Origin of the sequence: Neohoeflea coraliihabitans (genome assembly GCF_019334345.1) — a bacterium.
In the GTDB taxonomy this organism is placed as follows: Bacteria; Pseudomonadota; Alphaproteobacteria; order Rhizobiales; family Rhizobiaceae; genus Pseudohoeflea; species Pseudohoeflea coraliihabitans.
In genome coordinates, this window is sequence record NZ_JAHWQX010000003.1 from 148,975 (window position 1) to 163,836 (window position 14,862).

Annotated in this window: 13 protein-coding genes; 12 read left to right on the top strand and 1 reads right to left on the bottom strand. The window is 61.5% G+C overall.

Annotation, left to right across the window (positions count from 1 at the left end; genetic code table 11):
• Nucleotides 1-124 precede the first annotated feature (124 nt).
• The 9 genes from KY465_RS11800 to KY465_RS11840 all read left to right on the top strand — a co-directional run bounded on the left by KY465_RS11800 (nucleotide 125) and on the right by KY465_RS11840 (nucleotide 9,927).
• Nucleotides 125-1,237: a sugar ABC transporter substrate-binding protein gene (locus tag KY465_RS11800; protein WP_219201914.1), complete on the top strand. Its 1,113-nt coding sequence runs from the start codon at nucleotides 125-127 to the stop codon at nucleotides 1,235-1,237.
• Between the two features lie 98 nt (nucleotides 1,238-1,335).
• Complete coding sequence (locus KY465_RS11805; protein WP_346432633.1) at nucleotides 1,336-2,334, top strand: ABC transporter permease; 999 nt, start codon at nucleotides 1,336-1,338, stop codon at nucleotides 2,332-2,334.
• A gap of 11 nt (nucleotides 2,335-2,345) precedes the next feature.
• The gene (locus KY465_RS11810) at nucleotides 2,346-3,848 is read left to right on the top strand and encodes a sugar ABC transporter ATP-binding protein (RefSeq protein ID WP_219201915.1); all 1,503 of its coding nucleotides are present in this window, start codon (nucleotides 2,346-2,348) and stop codon (nucleotides 3,846-3,848) included.
• An 11-nt stretch (nucleotides 3,849-3,859) separates the two neighbouring features.
• On the top strand, nucleotides 3,860-4,801 hold the full coding sequence (locus tag KY465_RS11815) for an ABC transporter permease (protein ID WP_219201916.1): 942 nt from the start codon (nucleotides 3,860-3,862) through the stop codon (nucleotides 4,799-4,801).
• On the top strand, nucleotides 4,798-5,820 hold the full coding sequence (locus KY465_RS11820; RefSeq protein ID WP_255561635.1) for a zinc-dependent alcohol dehydrogenase: 1,023 nt from the start codon (nucleotides 4,798-4,800) through the stop codon (nucleotides 5,818-5,820). The genes KY465_RS11815 and KY465_RS11820 overlap by 4 nt, the downstream gene beginning before the upstream one ends.
• Before the next feature lie 13 nt (nucleotides 5,821-5,833).
• Nucleotides 5,834-6,403 (top strand): flavodoxin family protein, encoded by a 570-nt coding sequence (locus KY465_RS11825; protein WP_219201917.1) that lies wholly within the window; start codon nucleotides 5,834-5,836, stop codon nucleotides 6,401-6,403.
• Nucleotides 6,403-6,702 (top strand): putative quinol monooxygenase, encoded by a 300-nt coding sequence (locus tag KY465_RS11830; RefSeq protein ID WP_219201918.1) that lies wholly within the window; start codon nucleotides 6,403-6,405, stop codon nucleotides 6,700-6,702. Before KY465_RS11825 ends, KY465_RS11830 begins: the two co-directional genes overlap by 1 nt.
• A gap of 93 nt (nucleotides 6,703-6,795) precedes the next feature.
• Nucleotides 6,796-8,298, top strand: a complete 1,503-nt coding sequence (locus KY465_RS11835; protein WP_219201919.1) for an aldehyde dehydrogenase family protein — start codon at nucleotides 6,796-6,798, stop codon at nucleotides 8,296-8,298.
• Nucleotides 8,299-8,310: 12 nt separating this feature from the next.
• The gene (locus tag KY465_RS11840) at nucleotides 8,311-9,927 is read left to right on the top strand and encodes a GMC family oxidoreductase (protein WP_219201920.1); all 1,617 of its coding nucleotides are present in this window, start codon (nucleotides 8,311-8,313) and stop codon (nucleotides 9,925-9,927) included.
• A 27-nt stretch (nucleotides 9,928-9,954) separates the two neighbouring features.
• Here KY465_RS11840 and KY465_RS11845 read toward each other — a convergent pair whose 3' ends face one another.
• Nucleotides 9,955-10,773 (bottom strand): aldo/keto reductase, encoded by an 819-nt coding sequence (locus KY465_RS11845; protein ID WP_219201921.1) that lies wholly within the window; start codon nucleotides 10,771-10,773, stop codon nucleotides 9,955-9,957.
• 122 nt (nucleotides 10,774-10,895) lie between these two features.
• Here KY465_RS11845 and KY465_RS11850 point away from each other — a divergent pair, with 122 nt between their 5' ends.
• The 3 genes from KY465_RS11850 to KY465_RS11860 are packed head-to-tail and all read left to right on the top strand — an operon-like array spanning nucleotide 10,896 to nucleotide 14,847.
• Nucleotides 10,896-12,476 (top strand): acyl CoA:acetate/3-ketoacid CoA transferase, encoded by a 1,581-nt coding sequence (locus KY465_RS11850; RefSeq protein ID WP_219201922.1) that lies wholly within the window; start codon nucleotides 10,896-10,898, stop codon nucleotides 12,474-12,476.
• Nucleotides 12,473-13,579, top strand: coding sequence for an enoyl-CoA hydratase-related protein (locus KY465_RS18795; RefSeq protein ID WP_219201923.1), 1,107 nt, complete (start codon nucleotides 12,473-12,475; stop codon nucleotides 13,577-13,579). Before KY465_RS11850 ends, KY465_RS18795 begins: the two co-directional genes overlap by 4 nt.
• Complete coding sequence (locus KY465_RS11860) at nucleotides 13,579-14,847, top strand: glycerate kinase type-2 family protein (RefSeq protein WP_219201924.1); 1,269 nt, start codon at nucleotides 13,579-13,581, stop codon at nucleotides 14,845-14,847. Before KY465_RS18795 ends, KY465_RS11860 begins: the two co-directional genes overlap by 1 nt.
• Nucleotides 14,848-14,862 lie beyond the last annotated feature (15 nt).

Genomic DNA, 14,862 nt, shown 5'->3' on the forward strand with positions numbered 1-14,862 from the left:
GCAATAAGGAAGTAACTGTTTAGTGCGTTATGTGCCTACGACCCGCGACTGCCGGCAATCGCGCGGGTCAAATAAAGGGGCAGGTGACTTAGAAACGGCAGCATGACGATTGAGGAGGAAACCAATGTCTACATTCATAAAAAAATTTATTGAGAGAGAAAAAATCAACCGCCGGAATTTCCTGTTTGCCTCGGCCTATGGCCTGGGCGGGGCGGCTGCTCTGGGCGCATTCGGCCCGGGCACGGCGCGTGCGGCTTTGACGGATCCGACCATTGCCTGGTCGTACCGCAATCGAACCAATCCGTACTGGAACGAAATCGTCTCCGGCGGGGAAGCCTTTGTTGAAAGCCTGGGCATGTCGAAAGGCGCGCTCACCCATCTGATCAATGAGGGGTCCTCTGAAAAGTCGCTGGCGGATGTGAAGGCGATTCTGGCTAAGACCAGCGGCAATCTGGCGCTGGCGATCGACACCAATGACGCGCCGAATGCGCGGCCGGTGGTCGAAGCGGTCGCCGGGGCGGGGGGCTATGCGTCAACGCTCTGGAACAAGACCGACGATCTGCATCCGTGGGATTTCGGGGACAACTATGTCAGCCATATGAGCTGGTCGGACGAGGGGCCGGCGGAGCAGACGGCGCGCATTCTGCTCGATGCCATGGGCGGCAAGGGCGGCGTTGTGCATCTGGGCGGTATCGCGTCCAACAATCCGGCCATCGAGCGCCTGCAAGGGCTCAAGAATGCGCTGAAGGACTATCCGGACGTCGAGCTTCTGGCGGCCGAGCCAGCCGACTGGGACACGCAGAAGGCCAACCAGGTGATGTCGGCGTTCCTGACGCGGTACGGCGACGAGATCACCGGTGTGCATTGCGCCAACGACACGATTGCGTACGGCGTCTTGGAGGCCTTGCGCGCCGAAGGCATCGAAGACATGCCCATCGTTTCCTATGATGGCAACCCGCAGGCGGTGAAGCTCGTGGCGGACAAGAAGATCCTCGCCACCGTGTTCACCAATCCGCATTGGGGCGGAGGCATCACCGCTTCGCTCGCCTATCATGCAGCGACGGGTCATTTCAAACCGTCCGAGGAGCCCAATGAGCACCGCGAGTTCTATGGGCCGACGATCCTGATCAGGCCCGAGGACGCGGTCGAGTTCAAGGCGAACTACCTCGACAGCGTGCCGACTTATGACTGGACGGACTTCTGGGGTCCATCCAACGGTGCCATCGTCTACAAATAAGGGCGGACCTGTGGGGGACGGCCGGACGTCGTGTCCGGCCACCCTCCTATTCTTGCAGAATTTGTCTTTATGCAGTCGCTTTGGGGAAAGGGCACTGTGTGACCATTTTGGAAACATCCGGCGGCAAGCGCGGTCGGGCCGCGATCGGACGAGAGGTGCTCGTGAAATGGGCGCCGCTTCTGGTTCTTCTGGTGCTTTGCGGCATTTTCGCGCTGATGGAGCCACGCTTTCTGTCGACACGCAATTTCGCACGAATCCTGATTGCCGCATCGCCGGCACTGATGGTCGCGATCGGGGTGACATTCGTCATCATCATGGGCTCCATCGATCTGTCGATGGAGGGCACCGTCTCGGTTTGCGCGGTCGCCTTTGCGCTTTGCTTCCTGTGGTTTGGCGGCACGCTGGCAAGCTGGGCGTGGCTGGCACTGCCGATAACTCTTTTGGTGGGCGCTGCGCTCGGGTTCATCAACGGGCTGATCCACGTCAAGCTGAAGATACCCTCGTTCATGGCATCTCTGGCGATGGGTTTTGTGGGGACCGGGCTGGCCATGGTGACGACCGGCGGTGACCGCATCCGCATCGAGGATGAGTTGTTCCGCTCGCTGCTGACAGAGCGGATTCTGAATTTCCCACTGATGGTTTACGTGGCAGGCATCTTCCTGCTGATCGCCTGGTTCATCCAGACACGCACGACGCTGGGCCGCAATTTTTATGCGGTCGGCGGCGGCGAAGACCTGGCCGTCGCATCGGGCCTCAACGTCAACCGGGTGCGGGTCATGGGCTTTGCGCTGGCCGGCATGTTCTTCTCTGTCGGCGCGCTTCTCGCCGTGGGGCGGATCGGCATCGCCGAAACCGCGACGGGCAACAATTTCATGTTTTTGTCGATCACTGCCGTCGTGGTCGGCGGCACGGCGCTCTGGGGCGGCATCGGGGGGGTATGGAACACTTTGGTCGGTGTGCTGATTGTCTTCGTCATCGGCAACGGCATGGTGGTCATCGGGCTGCCCGGCTATGTGCAGGACGGAGTGCTGGGGATCCTCGTGATCCTGGCCGTCATCCTGTCGACCGACCGCAAATCCATCAGCTTCGTGAAATAGGTGGTGGTCCGATGTATCAGCTGAACAAGGTCGATAAGACATTCCCCGGCGTGCATGCCCTCAAGGCGGTCGATTTCACCATCGGACGCGGCGAGATCGTCGGGCTGGTGGGCGAAAACGGCGCGGGCAAATCCACACTGATGAAAGTGATCTACGGCGCCTACCAACCCAATGGCGGCACCGTGTCAATCGATGGAACGACGGTGCGGTTCCAGAACCCGCGCCAGGCCATGGACCACGGCATCGGAATGGTGTTTCAGGAGCAATCGCTGATCATCAACCTGACCGTGATGGAAAACATCTTTCTGGGGTTCGAACAGCAATTCGTGCGCTGGGGGGTGATTGACTGGAAAGCCATGGCCAAGGCTGCCCGGCACCAGTTGCGCAAGGTCAAGCTGGATATCGATCCGGCCATGGTCACCTCGCAGCTGTCTTTCGCGCAGCGCCAGCTTGTGGAACTGGCCAAGGTGCTGGCGCTGGAGGAGCGCATCAAGGGCGATCTGGTCATCCTGCTCGACGAGCCGACCTCGGTTCTGGCCCGCGAGGAGGTGGAACTGCTGTTCTCGCTGGTGCGTGAACTGACCAGTCGCGCCTCGTTCATCTTTGTCTCTCACCGCATGGACGAGGTTCTCGAACTCTCCGACCGCATCTACGTGATGAAGGACGGCGCCGTTGTCGACGTGGTCACACAGGCCGAGGCCAATGTGGACGCGATTCAGCGCAAGATGGTCGGCCGCGACGTGGACAAGGAATATTACCGCGAACAACTGCAGAAACCCTATGACGCCTCGAAGACGCTGGTGCGCTTCGACCGCGCGAGCGTTGCGGGAAAGTTCAGCGACATTTCCTTCGATCTGCACGCCGGAGAGGTCCTGTGCCTTGTGGGCACCGAGGGCTCGGGGCGCGAGGCGATCCTGCGCACCATTTTCGGGCTGGAAAGGCCGACAGGCGGAACGGTCGATGTCAAGGGCGCGTCGCATTGCGCCACGGCGCAGGAGGCGGTGGCCCGCGGTGTCGGTTATGTCCCGCGCGAGCGGAAGGTCGAAGGCATCGTGGACGGCATGAATGTCTACGAGAACATGACGCTCAGCCAGATGGGCAGATTTTCGACCAGGGGCGTGTTGCGCATTGCCGAGGAAAAGGCGCTGGCGCAGACCTGGATCGACCGGCTCGGGATCAAGACGCCGGATGTCTACAAGGATTGCGGCGGGCTGTCGGGCGGCAACCAGCAGAAAGTCGTTCTCGCCAAGTGGCGCTCGGGTGGGTCGGATATCATCCTGCTCGACCACCCCACACGCGGCCTCGACATCGGCGCCAAGGAAGACGTCTACGACATGATCCGCGAAATGTGCAACGAGGGCGCCGGCATCGTCCTGGTCGCCGACACGCTGGAAGAGGCGATCGGCCTCAGCCACACCATTCTCGTGCTCAAGGACGGTATCTTCCAGAAACGCTTTGACGGGTCACCGGGTGACAAGCCGACACTCTACGACCTTGTACATCACATGACCTGAGGGCGGCGGATATGTCACTTGAAAAACTCAAACCCTATTTCCCATGGCTTACGCTGGGCGTGCTGTTGCTGCTTGTGGGGGCGGTCAATCCGTCGTTCCTCAATCCCGCCAGCCTCCTGCAGCTGGTGGCCGACATCGTGCCGCTCTTCATTATGGCTGTCGGCATGACCTTTGCGATCTATATCGGGGGTATCGACCTGTCGGTGCAGCAGGTCGCGAACCTCGTAACGGTCATCGCGACCGTCTATCTGGCGCAGTTCGGTGTCTTCGTGACGGTCATCTGCATCGCGGTGGGATTTGCCATCGGCGCCGTATCCGGATGGGTGACGACACGGCAATTCGTGCCCTCTTTCGTCGCAACGCTGGCAATGGGTTTCATCGCCTTGTCCGGCGCGCGCTTTCTGTCGGGCGAGCGGGCCCTGTCGATGAATGCTGAGGCGCGGGATGCGAGCTTTGGCTGGATGTTCGGCAATACCGGCGGTGTTCCGCATGAATTGATCATCGCGGCGCTTCTTCTGGCACTGGCATGGTTCCTTCAGACCCGCACCACATTCGGCCGGGCACTCAAGTCCGTTGGCGCCGGAGAGCTCGCGGCTGTGGCCTCGGGATTGAATGTTCATCGGATAAAGATCCTGGCCTTTGCGCTGTCGGGCGCCTTCGCCGCGATTGCCGGACTGATGTTCTCCGTCAAGCTGTCAGGCGGCGATGCGAATCTGGCCAACGGCTTTCTCATCCTCGCCATTGTGGCGGTGCTGGTCGGCGGCACGCCGCTGACGGGCGGGGTTGGCGGCGTGATCAACACGCTGGTGGGCACGCTGATCGTCGTCGTGATCCGCTCGGCCATGGTTTATCTCGAGATCGACGCCACGATGCAGCAGATGATCTTCGGTCTGATCCTGATCCTCGCCATCGCCACGACCATCGACCGCTCGAAGATGCGAATCGTCAAATGATGCGTGTGGCCGTCCTTGCCGCGCCGGGCCGTTTCGAAATCGAGACGAGACCGATCCCGCGCCCGGGTGCCGGCGAAGCCTTGATCAAGATCTCGAGGGTGGGGATCTGCGGGACCGACCTGCATATGTTTAACGGCCACTACGCCGCCGACAATCTGCCTTTGGTGCCCGGTCACGAGTTCACCGGCACAATCGCGGCGTTGGGCGAGGGTCCGGAGCGGTTGCGGGTCGGTCAGAAAGTCGTGGTCGACATGAATATCGGCTGCGGGAATTGTTATTGGTGCCGCCGGCAGGAGATCCTGAGCTGCCCGTCCATGCACCAGATCGGCATCACGATGGATGGCGCGTTCAGCGAGTATATCTGCGTGCCCGAGCGTCTGGTGATTGCGGCGCCGGATGATGTGCCCGATGCGGTGCTGGCGCTGGTCGAGCCCCTGGCCTGCGTTGTGCGCGCGGCGCGAAAGTCGCAGGTGACTTTCGGGCAGTCGGTGGTTGTCATCGGCGCCGGGCCGATGGGCAATCTGCATGTGCAATTGATGCGTACCATCGGTGCCGCGCCGATCATCGTCACGGATCTGTCCCAGATGCGGGTCGATATGGCGTGCGCGGTGGGGGCTGACATCGGCGTTGCCGATCCGGAAGCGCTGCACAGGACGGTGATGGACGTCACCGACGGTCGCGGTGCTGATATCATTATCGAAAGCGTTGGTGATCCCGCGCTTTACGGGCTGGCCACGACGCTCATGCGCAAGGGCGGGCATATCGCTGCCTTCGGTCTGACCGGCGCTGGCGAGACGCTCGCCGTCGATATCCTGTCGACCATTCTCGAAGAAAATTCGATCAAGGGATCGGTGGCGGGCATCGGCCAGGACATGCACGACGCGCTGACGCTGCTGGTGCATGGCCGCATCGATCCGTCGCTTTTCTCGTCGGCGGTTTTCGATCTCGACGACATTCAGGCCGCCTTTGACACGCACGGCAAGAGACCCGGCGATCTTAAGAGCCAAATCATTATTTGAGAGGATTCGATCAATGGGTAAAATTTTGATCATCTATGACACCGACAGCGATCGGCGCTTTACCGAGACCATGGTTCCGCTGGTCAAGGAAGGCGTGGAATCCGTCGAGGGCATGGAGGTGCGGGTCCGTTTCGTCGATGAGGCTGAAACCGAGGATGTGTTCTGGGCCGACGGCATCGCGATCGGATGCCCGACCCATCTGGGCAACATTTCCTGGCGCATGAAAAAATGGTGGGACGACCGCACCCCGGACATCTGGTTCAAGACCGATGGCAAATTCGCCGTGCCGTTCACATCCGCCGGCAGCCTCGGCGGGGGCGGCGAACTGGCCTGCAATGCGCTGAGCATAATGATGATGAACATGGGCTATTTCGTCTTCGGCATCACCGACTACGTGGCCAAGAAGGAGAGCCTGCATTACGGCGCGGTCGTTGCCGGTGAGCCCCGCGCGGTGCACGCCCAGGAATCGTGCCGCAGAGCGGGCCGTCGCCTGGCGGAATGGGTCGGTTATTACATGGAAGGCCGCAAGGACCTGCATCCGCTGCAATCTCAATATGAACGGTTCTGGGAGCTCGCAAACTGATGGGCAAGGCAAGATTGTTGGTCGAGCTCGACATCAAACCCAACGCGCAAGCCTCCTTTGCGGAGATGTTTCAGGCCCAGTTCATCGCCCGATCACGCCGCGAAGATGGATGCGAGCGATATGAGTTGTGGCGCGAAGCGGACAATCCCGCCCGCATGACGATCATCGAGGTGTGGTCCTCCCAACAAGCGCTCGACGCGCATTTGGCCCAGGCATGGTTCGCCGAATGGGCACCGAAAATGGAGGCGGCCTTGTCCACGCCGCTGGTCATAAGAACGATGGTTTCGGTCGAAGACTGAATCCGACATGGCGCATGGCGGGAGATTTCTCCGTGCCCTTGATATAACTATCTAGTTACTTATAATGCAGTTCGAAAATTTTGGGAGTGAGCCGTGAACCAGCACATCGAGGCATTGTCGCCGCCTGCCAAGCCGCGCAAATTCGGTTTCTTTGTCGATGGGCAATCCGTTGAAGCCGGCAGCCGTGAGGTGTTTGAACGCAACTCGCCGGGTCACGGTGTGCCTGTGACGCGCATTCCCAAATGTACGCCCGAGGATCTTGACGACGCGGTCGCGGCGGCGCGGCGCGCTTTTGACGATCGGCGTTGGTCGGGTCTGAACGGACAGGCGCGGGCGGCGGTCCTGTTGCGCGCGGGTGCCCTGATCCGCGAGCGGAGTGAGGAAATCGCCTATTGGGAGACGCTGGAGAACGGCAAGCCGATCAGCCAGGCGCGGGCCGAGGTGGGCGGCTGTGCCGACATGTTCGAATATGCGAGCGGTCTGGCGCGCAGCCTGCACGGCGACAGCTTCAACAATCTGGGCGACGGCATGTTCGGTCTTGTCACCCGCGAGCCGATCGGCGTCGTCGGCATCATCACGCCGTGGAACTTTCCGTTCCTGATCCTTTGCGAACGGGTGCCGTATGTGCTCGCCTCCGGCTGCACGATTGTCGCCAAGCCCTCGGAAGTCACCAGCGCCACGACCCTGATACTGGCCGAAATTCTCAGCCAGGCTGGCCTGCCGGACGGTGTGATGAATGTTGTCACCGGTTCAGGCTCGACCATCGGACAGGGGCTGATCGAACATCCGCTGGTCGACATGCTCTCCTTTACCGGCTCGACATCCGTCGGGCGGAAAGTCGTCGAAGCGGCGGGACGAACAAACTTCAAGAAGCTGGGACTGGAACTGGGCGGCAAGAACCCGCAGATCGTCTTCGCTGATGCCGATCTGGAGGACGCCGCCGATGGGGTCGCTTTCGGCATCGGGTTCAATACGGGGCAATGCTGCGTCTCCGGCTCTCGTTTGATCGTGGAACGTTCGGTCGCGGACGATCTGGCCCGCATGATTGAGGAGAAATTCACCAAGGTGGTCATAGGCGATCCGCTGAATAACGCCACGCAGATCGGCGCGATCACCACGGACGCCCAGAACAGCACCATCCTGTCCTATATCGAGAAAGGCCGGGCCGAAGGTGCCCGCCTCATCTGTGGCGGAGAGCAGATCGGTCTCGGCGGTGGACGGTCCATTTCGCCGGCGCTGTTCGGCGACGTGACCCGCGATATGGCCATTGCGCGCGAGGAAATCTTCGGTCCCGTCCTGACCATCATGCCCTTCGATGCCGTCGAAGAGGCGATCGCCATCGCCAACGATACCGAGTACGGTCTGGCTGCGTCGGTCTGGACCAAGAATATCGACAAGGCGCTGCTGGTCACGCGGCGTGTTCAGGCGGGCCGGTTCTGGGTCAACACGACGCTGGCGGGTGGACCGGAACTGCCCCTGGGCGGGTTCAAGCAATCGGGCTGGGGGCGTGAGGCGGGCATGTACGGGGTCGAGGAATATACCCAGGTCAAATCGGTTCACATCGAGATCGGCAAGCGCAGCCCTTGGATTGCATGAGGGAGGTGCACCATGGCCGAAGGCTATGACTATATCATCGTAGGCGGCGGGTCAGCCGGCTGTGTCCTGGCCAACCGCCTGAGTGAGAATGACGCCGTGCGGGTTCTGCTGATCGAAGCGGGCGGCAGGGACAACCATCCGCTCATTCATATGCCGGTCGGTTTTGCCAAGCTGACCTCCGGCCCGCACACCTGGGGCTTTACCACTACACCGCAGAAACACGCCGACAACCGTGAAATCCCGTATGCGCAGGCGCGGGTGATCGGTGGTGGCTCGTCGATCAATGCCGAGGTTTTCACCCGTGGCAACCCGGCGGACTACGATCGCTGGGCGCAGGAGGAGGGGTGCGAAGGCTGGTCGTTTATGGAAATCCGGAACTACTTCCTGCGCTCGGAGGGCAACAGCTTCTTTGCCGGTGATTGGCATGGCACGGAGGGCGAATTGGGCGTCTCCAACCTGGCCGGGCCGCAAAGGATGACCTCTGCCTTCGTGCAGGCCTGCCAGCAGCGCGGCATCCCCTACAATCCCGATTTCAACGGCTCGGTGCAGGAAGGCTCGGGCGTTTACCAGACGACGATCCGCAACGGCAGAAGGTGCTCGGCTGCGGTCGGGTATCTGCGCCCGGCGATGAAGCGGCGCAATCTGACCGTGAAGACCGGGTGCATGGTGCAACGGATCGTGATCGAGAAAGGCCGCGCAATCGGCGTGGACTATATCGACAAGGCCGGACGCCAGAGCGCGCGGGCGGATGCGGAAGTGCTTGTGACTTCGGGCGCGATCGGCACGCCAAAGCTGATGATGTTGTCGGGGCTGGGCCCCGCGGCGCATCTGGGCGAACACGGAATCGCGGTGGTGCAGGACATGCCGGGCGTGGGCGCCAATCTCAATGATCACTTCGGTATCGACATTGTCGCCGAGCTGAAGCGCCATGACAGTCTTGACAAGTACAACAGGCTGCACTGGATGGTTTGGGCGGGCGCTCAGTACTATCTGTTCGGGACCGGCCCGGTGACCTCGAACGTGGTCGAAGGCGGGGCCTTCTGGTATGCGGACAACTCCCAGCCCGTTCCCGATCTGCAATTTCACTTCCTCGCCGGCGCCGGCGCCGAGGCGGGGGTGCCTTCGGTACCGGCGGGGTCGTCAGGCATCACGCTGAACAGCTATACGCTCAGGCCGAAGGCGCGAGGCACGGTGCGTCTGCGCTCGGCGCGCCCGGACGATTTGCCGTTGGTGGACCCGAATTTCCTGGGGCACCCGGATGATCTGAAGACGTCGGTGGAAGGGCTGAAGATCAGCCGTGAGATCTTCGAGCAGCCGGCTCTCAAGAAATACATCCGCAAGATCCGTTTTCCCGATGAGGATGTGAAGTCGCAATCCGATTACGAGGCTTACGCCAGAAGATACGGCCGCACATCCTATCACCCGACCTGCACCTGCAAGATGGGCGCCGACAGCGACCCTATGGCGGTGGTCGATCCTCAATTGCGCGTGCGCGGCGTCGATGGCCTGCGCATCTGCGACAGTTCGGCAATGCCCAGCCTGATCGGGTCAAACACCAACGCGCCGACCATCATGATCGCGGAAAAAGCCGCTGATCTCATTCGCGGTAATGACACGCCGCGCCATTGACCTGACGCGGCGCTCTTGCCCCGCGTTTCAGTCGAAGTCCGGAGCGTAGGGCACAAGGTCCTTGCCGACGATGCGGTAGCCGGTCTTCGTCATGTCTTCGATGCGATGCATGTCGATTGACGACAGGGTGAAATCCATCACGTGAAAGTTCGCCTCAATGTTGGCCGGCTTGGTCGACATCGTGTTGATGCTGACCCCTTTCTGCAGGATCCAGCGCAGCACGACCTGGGCGGCAGTCTTGCCATAGGCGGCACCGATATCCGCGAAAATCGGGTATTTGAAGACTTCGCCCCGCGCCACGGAGCAGTAGGACGCCAGCGGGATGCCCGTTTCCGTGGCGGCCTTCAGGAGCTTGTCCTGATTGAGCAGGGGATGAAACTCGACCTGGTTGGTCACCAAAGGTGTGTCCAGAAGCGCCTTGGCATCGCGCATCATTTGCGCCGTGTAGTTCGAAACGCCGATATGTTTGGTCAGACCGTGACGCTGCGCCTGCTGCAGCAACTGGAGAGATTCCCGTATGTCGCCGTCGGGCGCCGGCCAATGCAGCAGCAACGCGTCGACCTGATCGATCCGCAGTTTCTTCAGACTCTCCTCGACCGAAGGCAGAAATTTCTCGCCGGTGAAATTGGCGATGTCGACCTTGGTGGTGATGCACAGCTCATCCCGCGGTACGCCCGTCGCCTGCAAGGCGGCCCCCGTCTCAGCTTCGTTCTCGTACATCTGCGCCGTGTCGAACGCGCGATAGCCAACCTCCGCGGCCGCCAGAACGGCGTCATGCAATTGCTGTCCTTTGAGAGGAAACGTACCGAAGCAGCGCTGGTACGTCTTTTCAAAGTAGATTGTCATCGATTGATCTCCCTGTGCTGCGCCAAGCCAATCCAGCCCGTTTGACTGGAATATCGGACTTGATTGCTCCATCATTTGACGTCATATTAAAATAACCAGTTAGTTACAAAAGGCAAATGATGATGTCGAAAATCGCGACCGCGGACGAGGCTGTGCGCCGGATCAAGGATGATGCGATCATAGCGGTGAACTCGTCCAGCGGGCTGTGTTGTCCGGACGCCGTTCTGGCCGCACTGGGCGAACGGTTCGACAAGGAGGGGGCGCCAAGAAACCTGACCTCCATTCACCCAATTGCCGCGGGCGACATGTTCGGCACGAAAGGCATTGATCATATCGCCAAGCCCGGCCTTTTAAGCAGGATCATCGGCGGGTCCTATCCCTCCGGCCCCACGAAAGCCGAGCCCCCGAAGATCTGGCAGATGATCACGGCCAACCAGGTCAAGGCCTACAATGTTCCCTCCGGGATCATTTTCGACATCCTGCGCGAAAGCGCGGCCAAGCGACCCGGTGTCCTGACCAAGGTCGGGCTGAAGACCTTTGTTGATCCCGATCTCGAAGCCTGTGCCATGAACGCCGCCGCCGGCGCGTCGCCGATCGTTTTCCATCGCGATTTCGATGGGGAGGACTGGCTCTATTTCCCGGCGATTGCGCCGGACGTGGCCATCATCCGGGCCACAACTGCCGATGAACGCGGCAATCTGAGTTTCGAACATGAAGGCGCTTATCTCGGCGCCATGGAAATGGCTCTGTCAGCTCACAATTCCGGTGGCCTGGTGATTGCCCAGGTCAAGAGAGTGGCGCAGAACGGGTCGATCCGCCCGCACGACGTGCATGTGCCGGGTATCCTCGTCGATGTGATCGTTGAGGCGCCCGATCAACTGCAGACCACCGCCACGGAATACGATCCGGCCATTTCAGGCGAGTTGATCCGTCCGCTGCATACCTTCCGGCAAGCCGAATTCAACATCGGCAAGGTGATTGCCCGCCGCGTGGCGCAGGAGTTGCGCTGTGGGTGGGCGGTCAATATCGGTTTTGGCATATCTGCAAATGTGCCGCGCATCCTGGTCGAGGAAGACCTGCACGGCTCGGTGACCTGGATGATCGAGCAGGGGGCGGTGGGTGGCGTGCCGCTTTTGGATTTCAAGTTTGGCTGCTCGGCCAATGCCGAGGCGTTTGTCGCCTCACCGCAGCAATTCACCTATTTTCAGGCCGGAGGTTTTGACGCCTCGCTGTTGTCCTTTCTGGAGGTCGGGCGGGATGGCTCGGTCAATGTCTCCCGGCTTTCGGCGGTGCCGCATCGCACGGCCGGGGCGGGTGGTTTTGTCGACATCACGGCACGGGCCCGCAAGATTGTCTTTTCCGGCAATTTCAATGCCGGAGCGAAAATGCGGATCGCCGACGGGCGCCCGGTCATCGACGTCGAGGGCAAGGTGGCGAAATTCGTCGAGGAGGTCGATCAGGTCTCATTTTCCGGCGCGCGTGCGCAGGAGCAGAATCAGGATGTGATCTATGTCACCGAGCGTTGCGTCATCCGGTTGCTGGGCGGTGAACTTGTGGTGACGGAGATCGCGCCGGGCCTGAACGTGCGTCGCGATGTCCTGGATCAGGCGGACACAGACCTGAAAGTTGCCAATGATCTAAAGGTCATGGATGACCGCTTGTTTCGTCCTGAGCCGATGCAGCTCGAACTGGAGACGGCGTGACCGTGACTGGCCGGACGGCCTTTTCGCTGCAGGTCGACAATCGCATCGCAATTCTGCGCATCGACCGCGAAGACAAGCGCAATGCGCTCGATGCAGAGATGATAGACGCCCTGGCGGATCTGTGTCGAGAAATCGAGCGGCGCGACGACATTGCCGTCCTCGTGCTCACCGGAACCGGAAAAAGCTTTTGTGCGGGAGGCGACATTTCGGCTTGGAGCGGCCGGAGTCCGGATGCCTTCGCACGCCGCTGGATCCGCGACGGGCATGAGACATTTGACCGGCTGGCTCGTCTGCGACAGCCGGTCATTGCTGCAATCAATGGCCATGCGTTGGGGGGAGGGCTCGAGCTTGCGGCCTGTGCCGACTACCGGATTGCCGAGGGGCATGTGAAATTCGGTCAGCCTGAATCGGCGCTCGGCATCATCGCGGGCTGGTCCGGCACGCAGCGCGCCGTACGGCGCTTCGGCTCCCGCATCATCCGGCGCATGGCCTTGTTCGGCGAAGTGCTTTCAGCACGCGAGGCGCTTGCGGAAGGGCTCGTCGACAAGGTCGTTTCTCAAGGTGAGGCGCTGGAAGCCGCCAGGGAGCTGGCCCGGCAGGTTCTTCGCCGCGGCCCGGTCGCTACCGAGCTGACAAAGATGCTGATCAATGCGGCCGAAGATGAAGAGCACGAACGCGTGCTGGAGTCTTTTGCCGGGCACATTGCAGCAGCCAGCGAGGACTTGCGCGAGGGCGTGGCCGCCTTCAAACAGAAACGGCAGCCTGATTTTGGCAGCTCAAGGGAGACAACCATGATCCGACATCTTGTTCACCTGCGCTTTCGTTCGGATGTGGATGTCGCCACCAAACAGAAGCTGTATGACCGTCTTGCCGCTTTGACCGACCGAATTGCGGGCGTTGAAGATTTTCAGCACCGCGAAAATGTGTCAGTGGAAGAGCCGTTGATGCGGGGGTTCCTCGATATGTTCTGGTTCGATTTTCGCGATGCTGTTGCGCGCGATGCCTATCTGGCCGACGAAGTCCATCAGGCTATCGGGGCGGATATCGTTGCCTGTCTGGACGGCGGGGCGGACGGCATCCTGGTCTGCGATATCGCCCTGTGATGACGCCCGCGGACCGCACCTTTCTGTCAGGCCTGTTTGACGTGGCCGTGGCCGCAGCCGATCCGGTGCAGGCGCTGCGTCCGCATTTGCCAGCGCGCCCCAGAGGGCGCACGATCGTCGTCGGGGCCGGCAAGGGAGCGGCGCAAATGGCCGCCGCTTTCGAGAAGCTTTGGGCTGCGCCGGTCGAGGGCGTGATCGTCACGCGCTACGGCTATGCCGTCCCGTGCCGCCACATCCGGGTGCTGGAGGCCGCGCACCCGGTGCCGGACGAGGCCGGGCTTGCGGCCAGCGCGGCGCTGATGGCAGCGGTGTCGGATTTGAGCGAAGACGATCTTGTCGTCGCGCTGATTTGTGGCGGTGGGTCCGCGCTTTTGCCGGCGCCGCCGGACGGTCTGGCGCTTGCCGACGAACAGATGCTCAACGAAACGCTTTTGGACTCGGGCGCGCCGATCGGCGTGATGAACGCCATCCGAAAACATGTCAGTGGGATCAAGGGCGGACGGCTGGCGGCGGCGGCGTTTCCGGCGCGTGTGGTTTCACTGGTTGTGTCCGACGTGCCGGGTGACGACCCGGCGCAGGTGGCATCCGGGCCGACCGTGCCCTGCGATACCAGCCTCGAGGCGACACGGGCCCTGATCCGCAACCATGCCATTGCCTTGCCCGAACGGATCATGGCGCATCTGGAAAGCGAAGCGGCCCGTGCGCCGGACCCGGGGGATGCCGTCTTTGCTCGCGCCCAGACACGGGTCATCGCCTCGGCGCGGCTGTCGCTCGAGGCGGCGCAGGCCGAAGCGGTGCGGCAGGGTGTGCCGGCGGTGATACTTTCGGATGCGATCGAGGGCGAGGCGCGGGATGTCGGCCTCGTGCATGCAGCGCTTGCACGGGAAGTGGCGATCCGCGACCGCCCGTTTCACGCACCGGTGGTTCTCCTGTCGGGTGGCGAGACGACTGTCACGCTTCGCGGCAAAAAGGGGCGCGGCGGGCGCAACACGGAGTTTTTGCTGTCATTTGCCACGGCGGTGGATGGGCTTGACGGCACGGCCGCTCTGGCGGCCGACACCGACGGGATTGATGGGTCGGAAGACAATGCCGGGGCCTTTGCGGACGGCCACAGCGCGGCGCGCATGCGCTCGGCCGGTTTCGACCCGGTCGCCATGCTCTCATCGCATGATGCCTGGGGCGCGTTCGAGGCGGTGGATGATCTTTTTGTGACGGGTCCGACCGGAACGAATGTCAATGATTTCAGGGCGATCCTGATCCGGTCTTGAACATCGTGATCGACC